The sequence below is a fragment of the Crocinitomicaceae bacterium genome (genome assembly GCA_016708105.1).
In the GTDB taxonomy this organism is placed as follows: domain Bacteria; phylum Bacteroidota; class Bacteroidia; order Flavobacteriales_D; family Crocinitomicaceae; genus JADJGJ01.
The window spans coordinates 338,579-360,817 of record JADJGJ010000004.1; the positions used below are offsets into that span (position 1 = coordinate 338,579).

Below are 22,239 nucleotides of genomic sequence, written 5' to 3' on the forward strand. Positions count from 1 at the left end.
CCAAATGGCAGGCTGTCAGGCTTAATTTTATACAGGTCAGACTGTTTCTGTAATATAATTCTCAATTGGTAAGCATGAACAAACCAAATTGCGGTCACCGTACGCGTTGTCAACACGACGAACTGAAACCCAGAATTTATTAGACTTCAGGTAAGGCGCAGGGTACGCAGCTTTTTCTCTTGAGTAAGGTAAATTCCAATCACTTGAAGTGACTAATGCTGCAGTATGAGGTGCATTTTTAAGTAGATTATTATTTTGGTCAAGTCCTTTAGAGGCAATCTCTTCAATTTCTTGACGAATGGTTATCATGGCTTCAATAAAGCGATCCAGTTCTGCCTTGTCCTCACTCTCAGTTGGCTCAATCATCAAGGTATTTGCAACAGGGAAAGAAACTGTTGGTGCATGAAATCCAAAATCAATCAGACGTTTTGCAATATCACCTGCCTCAACACCGCTAGTGCGTTTGAAGTCACGGCAATCAGCAATCATTTCATGTGCAACTGTTCCGTTTTTACCGGTATACAAAATTGGATAATGCGCGGCAAGTTTCACGCGTAAATAGTTCGCGTTTAAAATGGCGTTTTTAGTTGATTCAGTGAGTCCTTTTGAACCAAGCATTTTAATGTACGCATATGAAATAATGAGAATTAATGCACTTCCATAAGGAGCAGATGAAACTGCTTTAATTGCTTGTTTACCACCTACACCTTTAACATGTGGATTTCCAGGAAGAAAATCTACCAAATGTTTTGCAACTCCAATTGGTCCCATCCCTGGTCCGCCGCCTCCGTGAGGAATAGCAAAAGTTTTGTGCAAGTTGAGGTGACACACATCAGCTCCAATATTTCCCGGATTTGTCAATCCAACTTGTGCATTCATATTGGCGCCATCCATATATACTAATCCGCCGTTATTGTGAACAATGGTTGTCACGTCTACGATGGTTTCTTCATATACTCCGTGTGTTGATGGATAGGTAACCATTAAACAGCTCAAATTATCTTTATGCTGTTCAGCTTTAGTTTTTAAATCTGCAACATCAATATTCCCATCTTCGTCACATTTCACAACAATAATTTCCATGCCTGCCATTGCCGCAGATGCCGGATTGGTGCCGTGGGCTGATGCCGGAATTAAACAAATAGTGCGGTGATGATTACCATTTGCTTCATGATATGCTTTGATAACCATGAGGCCGGCATATTCACCTTGAGCGCCAGAATTTGGCTGAAGTGACATACCTGCAAAACCGGTAATTTCACATAAGTCTTCAGCCAATTTTGAAGTTAACTCTGAGTAGCCCGCAGTTTGATCAGCCGGTGCAAATGGGTGAATGTCACTGAACTCAGGCCATGAAAGCGGAATCATTTCAGAAGCCGCGTTTAGTTTCATGGTGCATGAACCTAATGAAATCATACTGTGCACCAGTGACAAATCTTTATTCTCTAAACTTTTCAAATAGCGCATCATTTTTGATTCAGAGTGATGCGAATTAAACACGGGATGAGTAAGAATTTTATCAGTACGCATCAAACCTGATGAAGCAGATTTTACGCCTTGCCAATTTTCTTTGGTTAAGGTAGTAGCAGTTTTGCCCACCAATTTAGCAAACATCTGTAGTAAATTGTTTACATCGTCAGCGTTAATTGTTTCATCAACCGAAAGGGTTACTTCTGTATTGCTTTTATAGAACAAATTAATTTTTGCTGATTCAGCCAGTGTTTTTATTTCTGCAGTAGTTTTACCTGCAGGCAATGCAATGTGTAAGGTGTCAAAAAATGTAGCATTGAGAGATTGATATCCCATTGCTTTTAATTGTGATTCAATCAAACCGGCCTTCTGATGAATTTCATTCGCAATTTCTTTTAAATGTACCGGCCCATGATAAACCGCATACATGCCCGCCATTACTGCAAGCAAAGCCTGAGCAGTACAAATATTGGAAGTTGCTTTGTCACGTTTAATATGCTGCTCACGTGTTTGCAAAGCCATACGCAAAGCGTGGTTACCGTCAACATCCACAGATACGCCAATGATACGACCCGGAATAGTGCGTTTAAATTCATCGCGCGTTGCAAAAAAAGCTGCATGCGGACCGCCGAATCCCATTGGAACACCAAAGCGTTGCGTGTTGCCGAATACTGCATCAGCACCAAAATCACCAGGTGCTTTGAGCAGCACGAGTGACATAATATCTGCTGCAAAACCAACTTTGATATTGGCGGCGTGTGATTTATTTACAAAATCTGTCCAATCTGTTGCTACTCCATTTTTGTCAGGATATTGAAGAATTGCACCAAAATATTCAGATCCGAAAGAGAATTTTTCAGGTGAACCCACCACTACTTCAACACCAAAGTTTTCAGCGCGCCCTGTTACTACATCTATAGTTTGTGCAAAACAGTTTTCAGAAATAAAAAACTTATTTACGTTCGCTTTTTCTTGTTCACGTGTGCGTGAATTGTAGAACATAATCATAGCTTCAGCTGCCGCGGTGCCTTCATCAAGAAGCGAGGCGTTGGCAATTTCCATTTTTGTCAAATCAAGAATCATGGTTTGAAAATTCAACAAAGCTTCTAGACGTCCTTGTGAAATTTCAGCCTGATAAGGCGTATACGCTGTATACCATCCCGGATTTTCAAAAACATTGCGCAAAATAACGGAAGGCACAAGGGTATTATAATAGCCTTGTCCCAGATATGATTTGAACACTTTGTTTTTTGATGCTATTGTTTTGATGTGCGCCAGAAACTCATGCTCAGTCATGGCGCTGTCAATTTTCAGTGGAGCCTTAAGACGGATACCGGCAGGAACTGTTTTGTCAATGAGCTCATCCAGTGAGTTTACACCAATTGCCTTTAACATGGAGTTGCGCTCTGCAGAGTCTGGTCCAATGTGTCTGTTTTCAAAAATCATACGGATATTGTTTGAGTATATTATTCTTAGTTATTATTAGCAAATATAACGAGAATAGGAACGCGCAAAGGTTTGCCAAAAATTATCTTCACAAATTATTGTAATGCTGTTAAGCAGAGTAAAATATGATGAACAATTTTTAATAATCAGGTTTACAGCCTCTTTTCATTTGATTAAAAACCCTAATCTAATTGTATGATGAAACCTAAAAAATGATCACCTTTACCCTATAAATAATTGTCATGCGCATTGTAATTTGCTTATTGTTATCATGCTTTTTTATTCCTGTATTTGGACAATCTGACTCTATTATTTTGCTCAACGGCAAAGTATACCGAGGTGAAATAACGAGCTATGAAAATGGAATCTTAAAATATCAGGGGCTTGATAAAAAGAATCAATCAATACCGATGGAACTGACCGCAGATCGGTTGTTTTCTTTTACTGATGATGGCCAAGAGACGGTAGTGTATTTGCAAAACGAATTTGCCGGAGATTTTCTAACTGTGCACGAAGCTAAAAATTCTACCCTTGGCAGTTATGATGCGCGTCAAACCTTTAAACCCAGAGTGGCGTTTATAACCGGTCTATTGTGCGGTTATGGAATTTCACTGCTTGACACGTATTATTCTCAGAGGTCATATGATGATTTTTATGCTGCCAATTTCACGCCCCCAAGTAAAATAGTTGGTTTTTTTGGTTCTGCTCCCAGTTTGCTTCCTATTGTTTCTCCTATTGTATTATCAGCCGTTTGGGGTTTGCCTTCATTCAGGCTGAAAGAACATCAGATATTGCAAAAGAATCTTTTTGGTGATGCAAGTTATTACCGCGGATATCATAGAGTGGCAAAACAAAAACGTGTTTTGGCCTCCTTGCTTGGAAGTGCCATTGGTATTGGTGCCGGAATGATATCATACTATATTTTTAACCCGTATTAAATTCTATCGCAGCGCTCAGATATTTGGTTTACACGAATGTATGGCTGGCTGCCGGCGCAGTTGCAACCACCTGGTATCATTTTGTGTTGTTGAATTTAAAACCAGATGCGTATTGTTTGAGTTTTGTTTTTTTCTCTTCACTTTTCATTTATACTTTTCAACGATTCATTAAAGTAAAAACAAATCAATCGCTACAAACATCATGGCTAGACTTCTACACCAAGAACTACAGGCTGATTATTCTGCAATTGTTTCTTTCAGCCGGTATGTCGATAACAAGTTGTTTTTTTTTGAAAACAGAAGTGTTCTATCTCATGATACCTGTGGGCGCCATTTCTCTGCTATATGCAGGACGCTATATTCATCCTAGTTTTAACGGGTTGAGAGAAATTCCTTTTTCAAAGGCATTTATTGTTTCAATTACCTGGATTTTAGTAACTGTGGGCTTACCTTTCATGCACTCCAATCATGCTTTTGATTTGCATTTAATCTATTTTGTAATGGGGCGGTTTTTTTTCATATTATCTCTGGCAATTTTATTTGATTATCGTGATCGGGCTATTGATGATCATTCATTGCGCACCATGCCTCAAATATTAGGCACAAAGGCCTCTCTGTGGTTGGTTGGGTTTTTAGTAATAAGTTCTGTTGGGTTTGAAATTTGGAGCGGAATAGTATTTCTTTATTCTGCCATACTGGTTGGGTTGTTTGCCTTAGTTTTAACTTTTTTGGCACCCAATAAAAAAGGGGATTTCTTCTACTCTTTTTATGTTGATGGATTATTATTATTACCTGCATTATTTTTGTTTGCCCAAATTATTATCTCCGGATGAGTTTATATCCCACTGAAAAATAAATTGAGGCGTATTTGTTGAGCAGGAATCCATCCATATAACTTTTACTTCTGTCAACATATACTGCCAGCGTAAACCTATCAATGCCTGCTTCAAAACCTAATTTCACCATAGGATAGCTTGACCTCTGTTTCTCAGGTGTTGGCCAATCACTATTCAGTTTAGTATTGCCGAATTTATTAAAAAGTTCATCAGGGGTTGTGTTGATATCTGATGTCATGCTTCCCTGATAAGCATAAATATTAGTATTGCCGATGTTGTAATAATTCTGATCAATGGTTTGATAAATTTCCAATTCATTTACGCCATCTGGCAAATCAACAAATTGTAATGAACGGTGTAGCATGGCAGTGAACCCGCTGCCAACAACAATACTAAAATAGAACAAATCACGGTCAACAATTTTAAACGATAGGGCAGTGGCAAAATTTGTTAAATTGAAAATATTGCGATACACTCCTGCCCGCACGCGGGGTTCGTTATTTGTGAAAAGCCAGTAATTACCTATAGTGTCATGTATTGTGGTTCCGGTGAATTCAACCGTTTCAATGTCTGTTGTTAAACTTGATGAGCCGATAGATATCTCTAAAGCAAATCGTTTTCCAAAATTTCTGCTTGCTAAAAAATCAAGTTGACCTGACCAAAATACCCGTTTCACATCACCAAAAGTGAGTACCTGCACCTTTTCAGCACTTTGTATTTCACTACCGTTGTAATAGAGTATTGAATCTCTTGACATAACGGACAGTCTGTTTGCCGGATCAGTATAAAACGTGCTAACCTCATTGAAGCCACGACGGTTAAGCCGCACGCCAAATTCCCATTTATATCTTTTCTTTTCAATATTGGAAACTACTATGTCATCTGAACTGATATCTTCTCTGACAACTTTTTTACCATACGATGCTGAGAACAAGTTGGCACAAAAGGTGAAGCCATACGAGTGAACTCGTTCAAATGGTGTGTTTGGGTTTACATAAACAACGGTGCTATTGGTAATACCGCTGGTAGAACGGAATGAAACGCCACCCTGATAATATAGCCCCGCACGAAATCTATAGAATTCGGCTCCCAATCCCAGATTAATATAATAGGTGTTCTCAGCAAATTTGCTTACACCTTGATTGATGGCGTTATAATCATATACGGTTGGTCTTGAAAAATCTAGATTTTGATAGGTGTATTTTCTATATTTTCCCTTGACCGTAAAGCCCATAGTAATATATGGTTTAATACTTCTGTGTGGCAATAACCTAAAACCGAAATTGCCTGTAAGCGAAAGCACTTTGAACTCTTCTGTTGATCTAATTATTTGCTCATTACTCAGTATAGCTGCATTGATGTAGTTAAGATAATCTGAGGTGTCAACATTGGTGAAGCCGTTGGCCTGCGCCTGGGTTACAAAATCAGCGTACGTGCCATAATTATCAATATAGTATGAGCGATTAAAATTTGAAACGCCCTCCATGTTTAGCGTGTGTGCAGCATTGGATAGTTTAAGATCAATAAAATACCGTCTGCCAAAATTAAATCTGAAATAAACGGGAATTTCAAAGTTGTTCACCATGGAGAATTTAGTGAAATAAAGATTCATGGTGTCTCCATTCAAATCAAGTACTGATATTGCTTTGTTCTGCTCTGATGGTTCATCAGAAAGACCGTATTTTTTAACCAGGTTGGTGTTTTGTTGAACTTCCACCCCAAAATCAAATGTTTGATTAAATGCGCGTTGTGACACAATTACCAGAATCAACAGAAGCAAGTTTTTATTCTTCATAATGCGTATTATTTAATTCTGAAATCTGTACTAAGGTTTTCTACCCTTGATGTGGGTGTTTGTTTTCCACCGGTTAGTTTTGACACTTCAAAGAGCAAATATTCTTGCAGTTCAGACAAGGTAATAATGCGGTTTTTATTGAGATCAGCTGCGCCTGATGACAGGCCGTAAAGCAGACACCAAGTGAATACACCGTTTTTTAGTTGATCTGTTTCAATGGCATACTCGGTGCCGCCCGCGCTTGAAATTACGCTGGTTCCGTTGTTGAGTCGCATATCAGCAAATAATGTTTTTGCTAAATCAAATGAACCCGTGCTGTCAAGAAGCATAAAACTGAGCGGTGATCTGAACTTGATGTCTCCTTGTTCGTTTTCTATTAGGTCAGTCTTTATTATGTCGTCTTTATCTATTTCACCGGAATGACAGGCATCAATGAACATCACTTTTTTTCTGCTTTTCACTTTGTCCATCAAATCATCCAATGACTCATAAGAAATACCTTTTTCTGCCGGATTATTAAAGTCTAAATCATGCGTGGCTAAAAAATAATTCAAATTTTCATCTAATACTCCATGTCCGGCAATGAAGATTATTACCACATCGTTTACCGCTGCCGGCGATAAAAAGTCAATAATTTCAGGAAGCATAGATTGAGTCACTTCAGTATCTACTAATAATTTAGTTTTAGTTGAGTTGAAGGGGCCAAAAGGTTTTGAAAACCAATTTTTTAAATCTTCTGCGTCTTTCCTCGCAAAATTTAGGTTATATTGCTTTTGATGATAGTTTGAAACTCCAATTGAAACCAAATACAAGTCAGATCCCGGATCTTTTTTATGTGCTTCAACCGAGAACGATTCTTTGACTGAAGAGATGCCTTTTTCATTCACGCAATGGATCTGAAAATAATTAGTGCCCGGGTTGAGTTCAATTTCAAAACTGTCCTTCCACTGCATGCCGGAAATTTCTTTTCCGAACCTTCCGAATTCCGGGACCCCGTTAATTCTCAAATGCAACTTGTCCAACTCATTATTCGCATCAAAGCAAGATATGCTCAGAAGCACTTTATTCTCAGTGATTAATTTTTCAAGCTTTCTAGTGAAGGAAATATCCGGCGCATCAATTTCAGATGAGAGAATTGATTCATGCATATTCATTTTTTTTAGGCGCTTCAAATATGCATTTCGGTAGGCGTTCACATACAGCGAATCGTAATAAGGAAGTCGGGCCGCTATTAAATCAGGTCGGTTGTAAAGAATATCAAATTGTTCAAACGCATACAGTCTTCCATTCTTTCTAAAACTAACCTGATCTAGCGCCTTTTTTGAAGAAAAATAAAACCCTTCAGGGTGAATATAAATGAACTGCCCGCCTTTGAATGGGCCGAATGTGACCAACAATTCGCCTGACTCATCATCCCAAAATCGGATGAGTCCGTCACGACCTGCGGTTGCAAAAAACTTGAATGCGCTATTGTATTTAGCACACGTAACTTGATTAGTTGAATTATGCTGATTTAAAATATTAGCGAGCACTGCACCGGGTGAAGAACTTGATTCGTTGGTATTGAGCCCATCCATTTTCAGCAGATCAGATAGATGGGGTTCAAGCAGAAAATCATCGGAATGTTTGATTCCTTTTTTTCTATCTCTCATGTATTCAACTGCGCGCCCTGTGAGGTATTTGCACTTGGTCATGCTTAAGGTATTGGTCTCAAAATACCAAATTACTTCATAGGCTTCAATTTTATCATAAGTATTATCAGCATCCATGGATTTGCGCTTTTTGTAAACCAGACAAACCGCAGAATCTGGGGTAAAGCTAATCAAGTGATTTATTGACCAAGAGAATCTGGAATTCAACACATCAGATGACGGACTTACTGTGTTTACCATGCTCATATTTGAAACCAAATGCGTACGCCGAAGCGAACCATCATGATAACCAATGAGAATTTCTTTGCCATCTTCTGAAAAAAGAAAGTCATTAATTTGACTCACAGCTCCATAGAGTTCTTTCATGGGCGTGTAGGAATCAACATCCCAAATGGTGATTTTTCCTTCATCACCGGCCGACGCAAGAAAGTGACCTGAGTGAGATAAAGCCAACGCGTTCAGACGATCATGATCTCCCAGTAAGATTTTTTTCAAGCTGAATTTTTTTAAATCTATAATTGAAATCTGACCTGAATTATCAGCCAGATAAAGCATAGTGCTATCTGCAATTACCGCGTTAAATGTGTTAAGCATCCAGTCACTACTGGTTCCCCTGCGCTTTTTGCCTTGCAGCTCCACCTCACCGGCAAGACCATGTTTTGATGTAAAATAAACAGCAGTAGATTGCGGATTGAAAGTAAGTGAATTCACCTGCGCAGGTATTTTTTTTATTAGCTGCCAATTGGTTTGGTCCAACACGTAGCAGAAATCTTCTTCTTGTCCTCCAAGAACAATATGTTTGTGATCAGGGCTAATTGACACTGCATCAAAAGTGTGTTTTGGAAAAATGCCTATTCGCTTGCCTAACTTATTTTCCGCAGGGTGAGATATAGAAACGGTAAAGGCTTGATTATCATCTTTCAGGATGTTCGTAACCGACATTAACCAAACCTGTTTTCCGGCAACTGCCAATTCATTTTCATTGGATGAAAGATGGATATCGTTCACTGCAAAATCAAATTGAATTTCTTTGATAATTTCTGCTGAAAAATATTGCCAAACTTTTATTGTACTATCTAGTGATGATGAAATGAGTAGATTCTGATCTTTTAAAAAAATTAAATCAGTAATGGCATGGTCATGTGCTGAAATAGTTTGCGCTTGTTTACCGGAAAGCAAATCCCAGATAACAATTTTCCCATCAGTATCACCTGAGGCAAGATATATGTCTCCTGCGCTGAATGCAAGTGCCGTAACAGGATCAGAATGACCTGTTTGGACAGCCAATTCAGTGCCCTGTGACCAGGAACATAGTAAAGAAAATAATCCGGTAAAAAATAGGATGAACCGGTAACTGCAGTTTTTCATTTTCGCTACCGAAGATAATCAAATTCAGCGCTAAGCAAAAACCTGATCAAGGCAAAGGCAGAATTTTTTCGCGCAATCATCCAATATTTCTTGTGTGTGAGCTGCTGATACAAAACCAACTTCATAACCCGAAGGACCTAAATAAATTCCTTGATCAAGCAACAAACTGTACAATTTTTTGAATTGATCCATGCTTGATGGGTTAATTTCATCTGATTTGCGAATAACATTGGTTGAAAATGCTAACCAGAAAATAGAACCAATTTGTACCATTTCAAATTCATATCCTTTTGACTTAGAGTGATTCATGATACTTTCAACGAAATGTTTAGTTTTATTTTCAAGTGTTTTGTAAAAGTCGTTTTGAAGACATTGAGACAGTTGGGCAAAACCAGCCGCCATAGCAACGGGATTACCTGAAAGTGTACCGGCCTGATACACATTACCAATCGGTGAAATGCAAGACATAATTTCTTTTGAAGCCCCATAAGCACCAACCGGCATGCCACCACCAATAATTTTCCCATAGGTTACTAAATCCGGCTTAATGCCGTAATATCCTGCTGCACCGGTGAATGACACCCTAAAACCTGAAATCACTTCGTCAAAAAACAGCAAGATGTTGTGATCAGTACATGTTTTACGCAAAAATTCAAGGTATTCTTTTTTCTGTAATAACAAGCCGTTATTGGCCGGAATGGGTTCAATAATGATGCAAGCAATATCATGCCCGTATTCACGAATTGCCTGAAGAACCGCCTCTTCATCATTGAGCGGAAGAACAATAGTTTCTTTTGAAAATGCATCAGGTACGCCGGCTGATGATGAGGTGCCAAGGGTAGCCAAACCTGATCCGGCATTGACCAACAATGAATCAGCATGACCGTGGTAGCAGCCATCAAATTTGATTATTTTGTTCCGTTTAGTATACCCGCGTGCTAGTCTGATGGCTGACATCACCGCTTCAGTGCCCGAACTTACAAAACGAATCATTTCAATGAATGGGTTGTTTTTTAATATCAGTTCACCCAATTCATTTTCTAATCGAGTAGGAGCACCGTAGGATGTTCCTTTGGAAACCGCATCAACAATTGCGTTGCGCACACCCGGGTGATTATGCCCCAGAATTAGTGGTCCCCAGCTACAGCAAAAATCAACGAATTTATTCCCGTCTTCATCCCAAATATGGCAACCGTCACCTTGGGCAATAAACAAGGGAGAACCACCTACTGAACGGAACGCCCGCACGGGTGAATTTACACCACCTGGAAAAATGGTTTTGGCTTTTTCAAAAAGTTGTTCTGAGGTTTTGCGTGAAATCATGGACATTCAGTTATGGAAGGTTGTTTTATCTTTGCTCAGTTAGCCGAATTAAAATTTTAATGACCGAAAGGCGACACAAAATTACGTAAACAATGACAGCAAACAAAAATACGCTTGAATTTGCAAGAGTGATGGATCAAAAAGATCCGATACGTGCATATCGCAACCAATTTTTCTTTCCGCAGTTCAAGGGAGAAAATGCTCTGTATTATACAGGTAATTCGCTTGGGCTTCAACCAAAATCAACTTCTGCCTACATACAACAAGAGCTCAATGATTGGGCAGAATTTGGGGTTGAAGGTCATTTTCATGCAAAGCGTCCCTGGTTTTCATATCACGAACAATTGTCAAGCAAGGCGGCAAAAATTGTTGGTGCAAAATCTTCTGAAGTGGTAATTACACACAGCCTAACAACGAATTTGCATTTGTTGATGGTTTCTTTTTATCGTCCGGCAAAATCAAGGTATAAAATTCTTTGCGAGAAAAAAGCTTTTCCAAGTGATCAATACGCATTGGAATCACAGGTAAAATTTCATGGCTATGATCCTAAAGATGCTATTATTGAAATTGAACCAAGACAAGGGGAACATACTATTCATGAACAGGATATTTTAGAGTTAATTTCAAAATACGGAGATGAAATTGCCTTGGTCATGATGGGCGGCGTGAATTATTATACCGGTCAGTTATTTGACATGAAAACCATTACCGAAGCCGGACATAAAGCGGGTGCAATTGTTGGTTTTGATTTAGCACACGCAGCGGGCAATGTGAAATTAAATTTGCATGATTGGCAGGTGGATTTTGCGGCATGGTGCACGTATAAATATTTGAATTCAAGTCCGGGTGGGGTGAGTGGCATGTTTGTTCATGAAAATCATGCAAACAAACCTGAACTGCCACGTTTTGCCGGTTGGTGGGGACATGATAAATCAGTGCGTTTTTTAATGGAGCCCGGATTCAAACCGATGCAGGGCGCTGAAGGCTGGCAACTCAGTAATGCTCCTGTTCTTGGAATGGCCGCTCATCTTGCTTCATTAGATATTTTTGATGAAGTTGGAATGGATAAACTCATTGAAAAAAGAATTCAACTAACTAACTATCTTGAAGAAGTTATTCTGGAAATTTCTGCTAAAAATTCAGATAAATGTCAATTTGAAATTATCACACCAAAAGAAGAAAACAGACGCGGCGCACAACTTTCAATTTTAGTTCACGGTAAAGGAAAATCATTATTTGATGCCCTAACCAAACAAGGCGTTATTGCTGATTGGAGAGAGCCTAATGTGATACGCCTTGCGCCTGTTCCGTTGTACAATTCGTTTGAAGATATTTATCGGTTCGGGGTGACGTTGGAGGATGCTATTATTAGGTAGTGTTTGTTTCTCCATCAAGAAGGCATGGGATTAGGTCGGAGATAGACTATACGCAATTACATATAATTATTTTATATTCATTATTATTATATCTATTTACATATAATTACGTATATTTACTCAATATTATATCTATTTAAATATAATGAGTACAATAGCTGAATTCGTAAAATTTCGTCGCAAGGCAGCGAACCTGACTCAGGAAGAATTTGCAGAGCGTGCCGGTGTGGCACTAACCGTTGTGCGCAAAATTGAACAGGGGAAAACCAATTTGAATATGGACAAAGTAAATCTTATATTAAGCATGTTTGGACACGAACTGGCTCCGGTGAACAGTAAAGAAATTCATAAATGAGACAAGGAAAAGTTTTTTACAAAAATCATCTGGCCGGGATCATTACTGAAACCGATGAAGGAGAATATATGTTTAAATACACCGTTGAGCATGTTCAAAATTACCCGAAAGAATTCATCACATTTACCATGCCGGTGCGCAATGAACCCTACATGGATAAAAGACTCTTCCCCTTTTTTGAAGGTTTAATTCCTGAAGGCTGGTTATTGGATGTTGCATCAAAAAGCTGGAAAATAAATCAAAATGACCGCATGGGACTTTTGCTGGCATGCTGTCAGAATTGCATTGGAGCCGTGAGTGTTGAAACAATTCTTGTAAGCGATGAAAAATAAATGTTTGTATTGCTATGAGGCTATTGAAAAGGGGTATGATTTTCATGAAGAATGTTCAGTGAAATTTTTCGGATTAAAAATACCCCCGATTATAGAATATTCATTGAATGAAATGACTGCGCTTGCAGAAACAGTTGTTGAAAGAAGTATTACTGTCCCGGGTGTTCAACCAAAATTATCCATGTCTCTTGAGAAAAAAGTAACGCTGAAATCAGATACCAGATTAACGGTCATTGGTGCGTTAGGAGGCAGTTACATATTTAAACCTCCGACTGATCGCTTCCCAGAAATGCCAGAAAATGAACATCTGACCATGCGAGTAGCAGAAATTTTTGGAATTCGCGTGGTGCCATCATCACTTATACGATTGGCTTCAGGCGAATTAGCTTATATCACAAGGCGCATCGACAGAACAGATAAAGGTGAAAAAATACACATGCTCGATATGTTTCAGATTACTGAAGCTTTTGACAAATACAAAAGTTCCTTAGAAAAAATCGGAAAGGCAATTGAGCAATTTTCTGATAATACGGTGCTGGATAAAATTATCTTTTTTGAATTGTCACTTTTCACTTTTTTAACAGGAAACAACGACATGCACCTGAAGAATTTTTCTATGATTGAAAGATCTTCAGGCTGGACACTTGCCCCGGCATACGACCTATTAAATGTCACTATTCTTAATCCAGAAGATGACGAAGAACTTGCTCTAACCTTAGCCGGAAAAAAGAAAAAACTAAAACGAGAACACTTTGAAGGATTAGGAACCGGACTTGGATTAAATAAGAAACAAGTGGAAAATGCGTTCTACAGGATAGAAAAAAATTTAGACGAGGCGTTGAAATTTATTGATGAATCATTTTTGTCAAAGGGAATGAAAGCGGAATACAAGACGGTAATGCAAAATCGAGCTCATCGTCTGATTCCCAGAAGTTAGAAAAAGGAAAATTCTACCATAGAATACTGATAGCTAATCCTGTAAACCTCACCCCCAACGTCTTGAACAAAATTCCTAAATTTAACCCACAAAAAACACCTAACCCCTTTTGCTGTCATGTCAAATGATGGCAATAAATAGACATTATGCAAAAAACAGCAATCATTATCGGAGCCGGACTGGTTGGTTCGCTTTGGGCCGTTTATCTTTCAAAAGCAGGATATAAAGTAAGCATTTATGAGCGTCGGCCTGACATTCGTAAAGCAGATATTTCAGCCGGAAAATCTATTAACCTTGCCATGTCATACCGCGGTTGGACGGCTTTAGAAACCGTGGGTGTAGCAGATGATGTCAGAAAAATTGCGATAGCCATGCCGGGGCGCATCATGCATGATTTAGACGGCAAGCAAAATTTTCAACCCTACGGAAAAGAAGGGCAAGCAATATTCTCTGTTTCACGTGGTGGACTGAATGCTAAAATGATGGACATTGCTGAAGAGCGCGGTGGGGCAGTGATTCACTATCATCACAAATGCGTTGATGTTGATTTGGAAAATGGACTTGCCTATTTTGAAAACACGGAAAGCGGAGAAAAAATTTCAGCCAAAGCGGATGTTGTTTTTGCAACCGATGGTGCTTTTTCTGCAGCAAGATATAACGCCTTTCAGAAATTAGATCGCTTTCAATACAGCCAGCATTATATTGAAGATGGATACAAGGAATTACTCTTGCCGGCGAATGCAGACGGATCATATAAATTAGAAAAAAACGCCCTGCATATTTGGCCACGCGGTAGATTCATGCTTATTGCATTGGCTAATGAAGACGGGTCGTTCACCTGTACTTTGTTCATGCCTTTTGAGGGTGAAAAATCATTCAGTGCATTAAAAACTGATGAGGATATTCAGCATTTTTTCAAAACTACTTTTCCTGATTTTTTTGATATCTGTCCTAATCTTTTGGAAACCTGGCACAGCAATCCATTATCATCACTTGCCATTATTCGCTGCTTTCCGTGGACAAAAGGAAAAGTTGCCCTTATGGGTGATGCTGCACATGCAACGGTTCCGTTCTATGGTCAGGGCATGAACGCCGGTTTTGAAGATTGCACCGTAATGTTTGATTTAATGAAAAGGCACAACGAAAACTGGCCGGTTATTTTTAAAGAATATGAAACCTTGCGCAAACCTGATGGTGATGCCGTGCAAGATCTTTCAGTAGAAAATTATTTTGTGATGCGTGATTTTGTGGCGGATCCGAAATTTCTTCTCCAGAAAAAAATTGAAGCACATTTCAATAAATTACACCCTGATAAATGGACACCTCTTTATACGCAAGTATCTTTTACAAACACGCGATATTCAGTAGCCTACCAAAACGGAAAAAAGCAAGACGAAATCATGCGCAAGGTGATGAACCGACCTGACATTGAAAAAGTTTGGGATTCTAAAGAAGTGGAGGAGGAGATATTGAGGTTGTTGAGTTCGTTGAATTAAGACGGTAGAATTTCTTGGATCTGCAATTTTAGTTTTGGAATTTTATTCATTACTACATCCCAGACTATATGGTAGTTTACACCCATATATTCATGAATTAGTCTGTCCCTCATACCTGCCATTTCTCGCCAATTAACTGATGTCCATTTCAACTTAAAATCAACTGGAATTTTCTTGGTTGCTTCCCCAATTATTTCAAGACTTCGAACAACCGCTCGTTTCTTCGTTTCATCGTTGAGCAATTCTTCTTTTGATAATCCGTATTCAGATAATTGGAGCAGAAAGTTGCATTCATCTAAAATATGTCTGAGATATTCATGTGGATCTTTAGACATACATTACTTCCCTAAGAATAGACGGTCCAATGTACGGGCTCAAACCATTTTTGGTGACGATTTCTACTTTCTGATTTTGGAAAAGTTTTTCAAGTATATCACACACCGCCATGAAATTGTCGAAATTCTCCTGCTTGGGATCGAAATCAATTAAAATATCGATATCACTACCAGATGATTGTTCACCCTTAGCATAAGATCCAAATAACCCAACATTATGCACGCCATATCTGGCAAGTTCGCTTTTATGCTTCTTGATGCTTGACAGTATGTATTCTTGGCTATTCATCTTAACCATGTATATTCAAAGATACGAAATATTGAGATGGATCATCTAATATATTTTATAGTTTGCTTCTGTCATTCTGTTTGCCGTGTCTGGTTCTCGATTTTAGACACCATGAAGGATATCAAAGTAAACAAGATCCATGAAGTTCTCATCATTGAACTTGTCATCTGTTTTGGTACCGGCAGAACCAAAGGAAATAAACGTTACGATTATGAATAAGTAAGAAGGTGAACGCACATCAATAAATGTTTTGATGGTAAACAAAATTTCACTCCCCATCCGGAATATTTGGCTCAACTAAGCGTTTGAGTTTTTCTAATGATTCTTGCCAACCAAGATAGCACATTTCAAGAGGTATTGCATCGGGAATTCCTTCTTGTGTTGCGCGCAGTTCTGTTCCGCAAACCACTTTTTTTATTTCAATGGTCGTGATCATTTCGTCCGGTAAGGTTGGGTCATCAAACTTATCAGAATATTTCAATAATTCGTTTGGAACTAGCGCTAGATATTCGCCGCCAAAAGCGTGAGAACTACCGGTGGTAAAATTGGTAAATGACATCTTGTATTTACCGCCCACTTTTACATCCATTTGATGTACTTTGCATATAAATCCATAAGGAGGAAGCCATGAAGCCATGGCATCAGGATCAGTGAATGCTTTAAATATTTTTTCAGGACTTGCGGTAAACACACGATGCAGTTCAACTTTGTTTTTTGACATGGGGTAGGAGATTTGTTTTTATTGTAGTAGAATATTATCCATTTTTTTCCTTGGCTAACTCATCAATGAGCTTGAGTTTCTTTCACTCAGTTAAATTTAGCTCACTATTGTTATACCGGACAAGTCGGCTTGATTATTTTTCGCACCTATCCCTTTAAATACAGAAAATAGAAAAAACTAAGTATTAAATTATAAAATCAAGGCATCAAAAATCTCTGTGTAGAGTATTTATGTATTCAAAAAAATGCCCCGATCAGCAAAACCAATCGGGGAAGCAATGGCACACACTATTGCTTACTGTTTTTGCCAACAATGTTTCCTATAATGTATGCAAATACAAAAAGGTTAATTAACATAGGCACAGTCTCAATGGGAATACAAACAACGGCATCCCCATACATTTTTGATGTTTTAATTTTCATTTTGTTTAATTTTTAAGGTTAAACTCAATGATGAGGCCTCACCAAAAAGCAGTTAAAAATAACTTATTTTAAATACAGTGCCTTGATTTTTTTAGCAATGATTCCTCCAAGAGTATAAAACAAGTTTCCTGCCGTTTTACATTAGTTCTTTTGCATCAACGCCAAGCCCTTTGGCTATTGCATAAACCGTGCAAATTGAAGTATTAAGTCTGCCTGTCTCTATTCTCGCTATCTGACTTAAAGTAAGATCAGATTCATAAGCCAAATCTTCTTGGCTCATACCTTTTGATTTCCTTATTTTTCTAAGGTTTTCACCAAATCTTCTGAGTATCTTTTCATCCCTGACTTTATGCACATAGCAAAATTGCTATAACTGCACATCTTAAATTATAGCAAAGTTGCCTATATTTGACCTCAACTTAAATTTAAACTTTATGAAAAAACTTAAATTCTTATTGATTTTGGCAGGGCTATTTATCGCTGTTTCTTGTAAAAAAGAAGGATGCACAGACCCTCTTGCAGACAACTACAACGCATCAGCCAATGATAATGACGGTTCTTGTGAATACACAGGGCAAGTCACGTTTTGGATGTCAAGCGGTTCAGATAATGTCAATGTCACATTAAACGGAATCACAAGCACTATTTCGGTTAATCTATCTGCCGTTCCTGATTGTGGAGCAAACGGTTGCGCAAATTTTACATTACCATCAGGCACATATTCATACCACGCAGAAGAAGATGCCTTATTTCCTGCTGAATGGGATGGAAGCGTATCTATTCCGAAAGCAGATTGCAAAACAGTTCAATTAGTTTATTAATCTAAAAAACGAAAAATGAAAAAAGTTATAATCGCACTAACGTTAGGCAGTTCTTTGACAATGTTTTCGTGTAAAAAAGAAATCTACGGATGCACAGACAATACCGCAGAAAATTATTCAACTTATGCAACAGTTGATGATGGTAGTTGCTATCATTATACAGAACCAGTTATCCCTTCTCAGGATGCCAATATTGAGTCCGATCAGTTCACAATTTCAAGTTGGACATGGTCTGACCCTTCATACTATAAAGCAATAAATTACACACCAATAACGCAGGATGTTTTAGATGATGGGGCTGTTTTGGTTTATATTTCAGTTGGTTCAAGTCAATGGTCACAACTTCCAGTAACATTTTATCCGTCAGACACCTATTCAACGTCTTTGGAAGTTACAAGTTCCTTAGGACAAGTTACAATTTTTTGGACGGACTCAGATCATTTAACATTAAATCCCGGAACATGGACTTTTAAAATTGTTGTGATTCAAAACGTAGGAATGATGACTAATAACGAGAGAGATATTTACAACATCAAATAGTTGAGTTGTCATCATTTGATTTTTTAGGGATTGCTTTTTAAAAGCTATCCCTTTTTTGTTTGTTCCTTATCCAATCTGGGCGGTTTATTTTCTTCGCAATATGGGATTTTTTCTGAGGGTACGTAATTCGTTTAATGATCTTTTTCGGTTTGTAATCGACTAAGCATTTTCCATCGTCAACAGCCTTATCTATTGTTTCATCAAAAAACGATTTTTTGTTTTTGTTATTGTATTTGTAAGCAAATTCAACCATATAGAACGGCAGATATTTTTTGCTTAACACTACATACTGACCTTTAATGCCTCCTTTTACAATGCTCCAAAATCCTTCAATTGTGTTTGTATGTATTACTCCATCCTTCACATATTCTTTCAGTGAATGATTTACAGTTAGATGTTGTAGATGACTGTCAAAACTTTTATATGCTTTATATTCATCTGTCATCATTACGGCATTATCAGTATCAACATACTTTTTAAGCATTGCCAACATATCACGGGAAGTAAGTGAATCCATCACTTTTGCTATAACACGTTTTTTGCCTTCACGCTCTACAATTCCAACAACAGGTATTTTATCCGTTCCTCTGCCTCTTTTTGGTTTGTTAATATCAACCGTAGATAAATTAGCAACACTTGGATCAACTTTTACGCCTCTTTTTCTTGGTTTGCCTCCAATATATGATTCGTCCATCTCTACAATGCCTTCAAGCATTTCGCCATCATCAACCATTGCACAACGCACACGCATACAGGCATACCACGCCGTTTTATATGTTACGCCTATTGTCTTGAAACCTGCGCTGATGAAATACCTTTCTTTGCGTTTAACATCAAAGCAATAAGCATAAACCATTTGGGCAGCTCCAACTTGCTTGCTTCAAAAATAGTTCCGTTTAGAACAGTAAAATCTTTGTTTGTGTCGTTGCAATGCCAATATATAGAGCCTTTACGTTTTGTAACGTTTGTTTTACCTGTGAATGGTGAAACAGGAATTTCACCCCACTTCTTTTTTTCAAGAAATTCAATGCACTTTTTACGTGTATTGAACCGCTTTTGTATTTCAAATAAATTCATTGACTCTTGTTTTTAGTGGAGATAGTCGGAATCGAACCGACTTACATCTTTTTGTCAAGAAAAGATTCTTACCATTAAGTACCCCCAACACCATGATTGGCGATACAAATGTAGATTGACTTTGATGGCGAATAAATAAAAGAGGTGCATAACAATTTTGAAAAAATTTAAGTACCTAAAATCGGACTACATGATTTAAGCACCTAAAATTTATGTATCTTTGTTATGTCAAGAAAAGATTCTGAAAGACCGACCTATTTTTTTAGGCGGTCTTTTGCTTTTTTATAATGATGCTGAATAGCATTATAGTATGCGGAAACATTTCGCTTTGGTGCTTTTTTATCCAATACACTTGATCCTAATGCCTCAATAATTTTACAAGAAATAAAGGCACGTTTGTAATCTGAAAGTTTTTTTGTTGAGATATTAAAGTCATTCAGGTATTCTATCACGTATCTACAAATACTTGGTCTAATATCAGAATCCTTTTTACTTCGTTCATATTTTGAAATTACAGACGACACCAACCTGCCTATACTGTATTCTTCTTTTATTCTTTCTTCGTGGTCAACTGGGAAGTAATAAGTTCTAAAAATGTGCCCATTTAATTCGATTTTCTGCTCTTCGATTCCGTTTAATGCTTCATAGTATATTTTTGATATACGCTCTTTTTCTGATAATACTTTTGATTTATTTGCCTTCGACAATATAGACAGTAGATTAATCGCTGTTTTGGCTGGCACATCTTGCCTTCTCCCAATCAGTTCGTTTATTTCATCAAGGCATTTCCAAAATTTATCCCCGTCCTCTATAAGATATTCAAGTTTTATTTCAAATGACTTTGTATTTTTACCCATTGAATCTAATTAATGCCTTGACTCAAAGGTACAAAATTTAGTAGTTTCTGTATTTAAAGGGATAGGTGCGTTATTTTTTAGAAACGCATAAGTAATAGAATCTGTTTTACAATTTACAAATTGAACTTTACTAAATCGCTCATTATATTTAAAGAAAGAGTTTTTGATTGTCGCGTTTTCAAATATCACACGGTAGAAACCACAGCGCTCAAAATGACAATCTGAAAGGGCACCTGAAAAGATGAGGTGACTAAAATTGGTTTTAATAAATTGGGTTGATTTCCAAACCACTTCTGAGAAATTACATGATTCAATATTACAATCTGAAAGATGAGAGCCGGTAAAATTACCCTGAGTGAAATTGCACTTTTCAAGGTTAGTCTTAACAATTTCAACTTCAGTAAAATCACATTGAATGTACTTGTTATCTAAAAAATTGGATGATTTGATGATGGATTTATTGAATTTTGTCCCTGAGAAATCACAGGCCTCCATGTTGTTTTTGGTAAGATTGAGCTTTGATAAATCTGAATTTAAGAAATCACATTTTTTAAGGTTAGAAGAACAAAAATTCTCGCTCAAATTTTTTATACCTGAAAAATTGGCGTCTGTCCAGTTGCCTTCTGACATGTCCCAGCCACCATCAATTATTTTTTTCTCAACTGGTTCCTTATGAATTGTCTCTGTGTATTTTTCAATTGGCTTATCATTTATTTCATGATTTGAATTTTCAGAAAAATAGTTGAGGTCAACTTGAAATAGCTCAGACAAGCGGTTTAGGGTGATGATATCGGGCATTGATTCTCCACGCTCCCATTTGCCTACGGCCTGCGGACTGATAGATATTTTATTGGCAAGTTCAGCTTGTGATAAGTTGATTTTTTTTCGTGCCTGAGCAATTTTATTGCCTATTAACTTTGAATTGATCATAATGCGTTAAATTTATTTGCCCAAAATTATGCCGCCTAACTATTCTGCTTTGATTAGATGTGCTTACCATTAGTTGTATATTGACAACAATTAGTTGTATCATGACCACAGCATGTTGTAATGCGAAATGTTGTTTCCCAAATTTACAATTCAGCGCAATACCACAATTGTGCATGGATAGAATAAAATGATCCTTCTTTAGGCTCAGGTTGTGAAACAAAAACGTCGTTGTAGGCGCAGGTCGCGACCTGCGCCTACGGAAAGAGCGTGATGATCACAACCTGCGCCTAAGTTATGATTAGAATTTACGACCCGGAAATTCATCTTTCAAATCCTCTTGCTGAATCAGAAATTTAAATTTGCATTTGTTTTGTTGTGAACGTGTGAGTCGCAACTCACGGCTGCTAATGATGTCCGGAATCTGGTTTACTCAACTCTTGGATCAGACTTATGAGCTCATCTAAGCTTATGCCATCTAGCTGAAAAGGAGATATAATGTTTTTATTTAAATACACGATTTGCAGTTTCCCATCTTCTTCTCCGCGTGATGTTTTAGAAAAATAGAAATCTGCTGCTGTTCCTTGTAATTTTTGGTCATGAAATAGTTTATAGTCAAAATAGTGTTTTATATTATCAAGGTGGAATTCTAAGACCTGTTTCCCGAACAAATTCCACAACAAAATGCGCAATAAAAAAATTGAGACCCCGAGAAAAATTCCCATTGAAACAAATAAGCCAAAGCTGAACTCGTCTACCAAAAATAAAATCAAAATTGGCATCATCATTCCGCCTAGCACAAATACTGATAGAAATAGTATGGGCAATAATGGTGGTCTTTCTCCAAATATTGAAACCACAACCGTTTCATCAGATAAACTAACCACTGAAAATTGATTCACTTTCTGCCGCAAGATGTGTTAAAA

23 protein-coding genes and 1 tRNA gene are annotated in these 22,239 nt (G+C 37.7%); 9 read left to right on the plus strand and 15 right to left on the minus strand.

The annotated features are described in order from the left end of the window. Window positions 1-36: 36 nt before the first annotated feature. Window positions 37-2,916, minus strand: coding sequence for an aminomethyl-transferring glycine dehydrogenase (gene gcvP / locus IPH66_17230; protein MBK7131087.1), 2,880 nt, complete (start codon window positions 2,914-2,916; stop codon window positions 37-39). A 242-nt stretch (window positions 2,917-3,158) separates the two neighbouring features. On the opposite strand from gcvP, the gene IPH66_17235 reads away from it, so the two are divergent. Both IPH66_17235 and IPH66_17240 read left to right on the plus strand, forming a co-directional pair. Continuing rightward, window positions 3,159-3,854 (plus strand): hypothetical protein, encoded by a 696-nt coding sequence (locus IPH66_17235; GenBank protein ID MBK7131088.1) that lies wholly within the window; start codon window positions 3,159-3,161, stop codon window positions 3,852-3,854. A 23-nt stretch (window positions 3,855-3,877) separates the two neighbouring features. Continuing rightward, a complete protein-coding gene (locus IPH66_17240) occupies window positions 3,878-4,687 on the plus strand; it encodes a hypothetical protein (GenBank protein ID MBK7131089.1) in 810 nt (269 codons plus the stop codon). Here the strand turns inward: IPH66_17240 and IPH66_17245 are convergent. From IPH66_17245 to hemL, 3 genes are read right to left on the minus strand one after another with little or no spacing between them, the layout of a single operon-like run. Further along, on the minus strand, window positions 4,674-6,485 hold the full coding sequence (locus tag IPH66_17245) for a hypothetical protein (GenBank protein ID MBK7131090.1): 1,812 nt from the start codon (window positions 6,483-6,485) through the stop codon (window positions 4,674-4,676). The two genes, IPH66_17240 and IPH66_17245, sit on opposite strands and share 14 nt — an antisense overlap. Window positions 6,486-6,493: 8 nt before the next feature. Continuing rightward, window positions 6,494-9,505, minus strand: coding sequence for a caspase family protein (locus tag IPH66_17250; GenBank protein MBK7131091.1), 3,012 nt, complete (start codon window positions 9,503-9,505; stop codon window positions 6,494-6,496). Between the two features lie 30 nt (window positions 9,506-9,535). Next, window positions 9,536-10,834, minus strand: coding sequence for a glutamate-1-semialdehyde 2,1-aminomutase (hemL, locus tag IPH66_17255; protein MBK7131092.1), 1,299 nt, complete (start codon window positions 10,832-10,834; stop codon window positions 9,536-9,538). Window positions 10,835-10,920: 86 nt separating this feature from the next. On the opposite strand from hemL, the gene kynU reads away from it, so the two are divergent. The 5 genes from kynU (at window position 10,921) to IPH66_17280 (ending at window position 15,324) form a co-directional block, all read left to right on the plus strand. Beyond that, window positions 10,921-12,204: a kynureninase gene (gene kynU, locus IPH66_17260; protein ID MBK7131093.1), complete on the plus strand. Its 1,284-nt coding sequence runs from the start codon at window positions 10,921-10,923 to the stop codon at window positions 12,202-12,204. Between the two features lie 145 nt (window positions 12,205-12,349). Further along, on the plus strand, window positions 12,350-12,559 hold the full coding sequence (locus tag IPH66_17265) for a helix-turn-helix transcriptional regulator (protein ID MBK7131094.1): 210 nt from the start codon (window positions 12,350-12,352) through the stop codon (window positions 12,557-12,559). Further along, entirely contained in the window at window positions 12,556-12,891 is a 336-nt protein-coding gene (locus IPH66_17270) for a HipA N-terminal domain-containing protein (protein MBK7131095.1), read from the plus strand. The genes IPH66_17265 and IPH66_17270 overlap by 4 nt, the downstream gene beginning before the upstream one ends. Further along, window positions 12,881-13,828 (plus strand): HipA domain-containing protein, encoded by a 948-nt coding sequence (locus tag IPH66_17275; GenBank protein MBK7131096.1) that lies wholly within the window; start codon window positions 12,881-12,883, stop codon window positions 13,826-13,828. The genes IPH66_17270 and IPH66_17275 overlap by 11 nt, the downstream gene beginning before the upstream one ends. 146 nt (window positions 13,829-13,974) lie before the next feature. Next, the gene (locus tag IPH66_17280; protein MBK7131097.1) at window positions 13,975-15,324 is read left to right on the plus strand and encodes an FAD-dependent monooxygenase; all 1,350 of its coding nucleotides are present in this window, start codon (window positions 13,975-13,977) and stop codon (window positions 15,322-15,324) included. Here IPH66_17280 and IPH66_17285 read toward each other — a convergent pair. From IPH66_17285 to IPH66_17305, 5 genes are all read right to left on the minus strand, one after another. Next, the gene (locus IPH66_17285; protein MBK7131098.1) at window positions 15,321-15,659 is read right to left on the minus strand and encodes a DUF86 domain-containing protein; all 339 of its coding nucleotides are present in this window, start codon (window positions 15,657-15,659) and stop codon (window positions 15,321-15,323) included. The genes IPH66_17280 and IPH66_17285 overlap by 4 nt on opposite strands. After that, a complete protein-coding gene (locus IPH66_17290) occupies window positions 15,652-15,948 on the minus strand; it encodes a nucleotidyltransferase family protein (GenBank protein ID MBK7131099.1) in 297 nt (98 codons plus the stop codon). Before IPH66_17290 ends, IPH66_17285 begins: the two co-directional genes overlap by 8 nt. Before the next feature lie 102 nt (window positions 15,949-16,050). Then, window positions 16,051-16,227: a hypothetical protein gene (locus tag IPH66_17295; protein MBK7131100.1), complete on the minus strand. Its 177-nt coding sequence runs from the start codon at window positions 16,225-16,227 to the stop codon at window positions 16,051-16,053. After that, on the minus strand, window positions 16,217-16,669 hold the full coding sequence (locus IPH66_17300) for an SRPBCC family protein (GenBank protein MBK7131101.1): 453 nt from the start codon (window positions 16,667-16,669) through the stop codon (window positions 16,217-16,219). The genes IPH66_17295 and IPH66_17300 overlap by 11 nt, the downstream gene beginning before the upstream one ends. A gap of 558 nt (window positions 16,670-17,227) precedes the next feature. Then, window positions 17,228-17,446, minus strand: coding sequence for a helix-turn-helix transcriptional regulator (locus tag IPH66_17305; GenBank protein MBK7131102.1), 219 nt, complete (start codon window positions 17,444-17,446; stop codon window positions 17,228-17,230). Window positions 17,447-17,525: 79 nt separating this feature from the next. Between IPH66_17305 and IPH66_17310 the strand changes: the two genes are divergently transcribed. Both IPH66_17310 and IPH66_17315 read left to right on the plus strand, forming a co-directional pair. Then, on the plus strand, window positions 17,526-17,912 hold the full coding sequence (locus IPH66_17310; GenBank protein ID MBK7131103.1) for a hypothetical protein: 387 nt from the start codon (window positions 17,526-17,528) through the stop codon (window positions 17,910-17,912). Between the two features lie 15 nt (window positions 17,913-17,927). Then, window positions 17,928-18,452, plus strand: a complete 525-nt coding sequence (locus IPH66_17315) for a hypothetical protein (protein ID MBK7131104.1) — start codon at window positions 17,928-17,930, stop codon at window positions 18,450-18,452. A gap of 37 nt (window positions 18,453-18,489) precedes the next feature. Here IPH66_17315 and IPH66_17320 read toward each other — a convergent pair whose 3' ends face one another. The 6 genes from IPH66_17320 to IPH66_17345 all read right to left on the minus strand — a co-directional run bounded on the left by IPH66_17320 (window position 18,490) and on the right by IPH66_17345 (window position 22,215). Next, a complete protein-coding gene (locus IPH66_17320; GenBank protein MBK7131105.1) occupies window positions 18,490-19,308 on the minus strand; it encodes an IS1595 family transposase in 819 nt (272 codons plus the stop codon). Then, complete coding sequence (locus tag IPH66_17325; protein ID MBK7131106.1) at window positions 19,236-19,529, minus strand: hypothetical protein; 294 nt, start codon at window positions 19,527-19,529, stop codon at window positions 19,236-19,238. The genes IPH66_17320 and IPH66_17325 overlap by 73 nt, the downstream gene beginning before the upstream one ends. A gap of 16 nt (window positions 19,530-19,545) precedes the next feature. Next, a tRNA-OTHER gene (locus tag IPH66_17330) sits at window positions 19,546-19,615 on the minus strand. Window positions 19,616-19,783: 168 nt separating this feature from the next. Then, on the minus strand, window positions 19,784-20,386 hold the full coding sequence (locus IPH66_17335) for a hypothetical protein (protein MBK7131107.1): 603 nt from the start codon (window positions 20,384-20,386) through the stop codon (window positions 19,784-19,786). A 9-nt stretch (window positions 20,387-20,395) separates the two neighbouring features. Continuing rightward, entirely contained in the window at window positions 20,396-21,316 is a 921-nt protein-coding gene (locus IPH66_17340; GenBank protein MBK7131108.1) for a pentapeptide repeat-containing protein, read from the minus strand. Between the two features lie 404 nt (window positions 21,317-21,720). Then, on the minus strand, window positions 21,721-22,215 hold the full coding sequence (locus IPH66_17345) for a hypothetical protein (GenBank protein MBK7131109.1): 495 nt from the start codon (window positions 22,213-22,215) through the stop codon (window positions 21,721-21,723). Window positions 22,216-22,239: the final 24 nt, after the last annotated feature.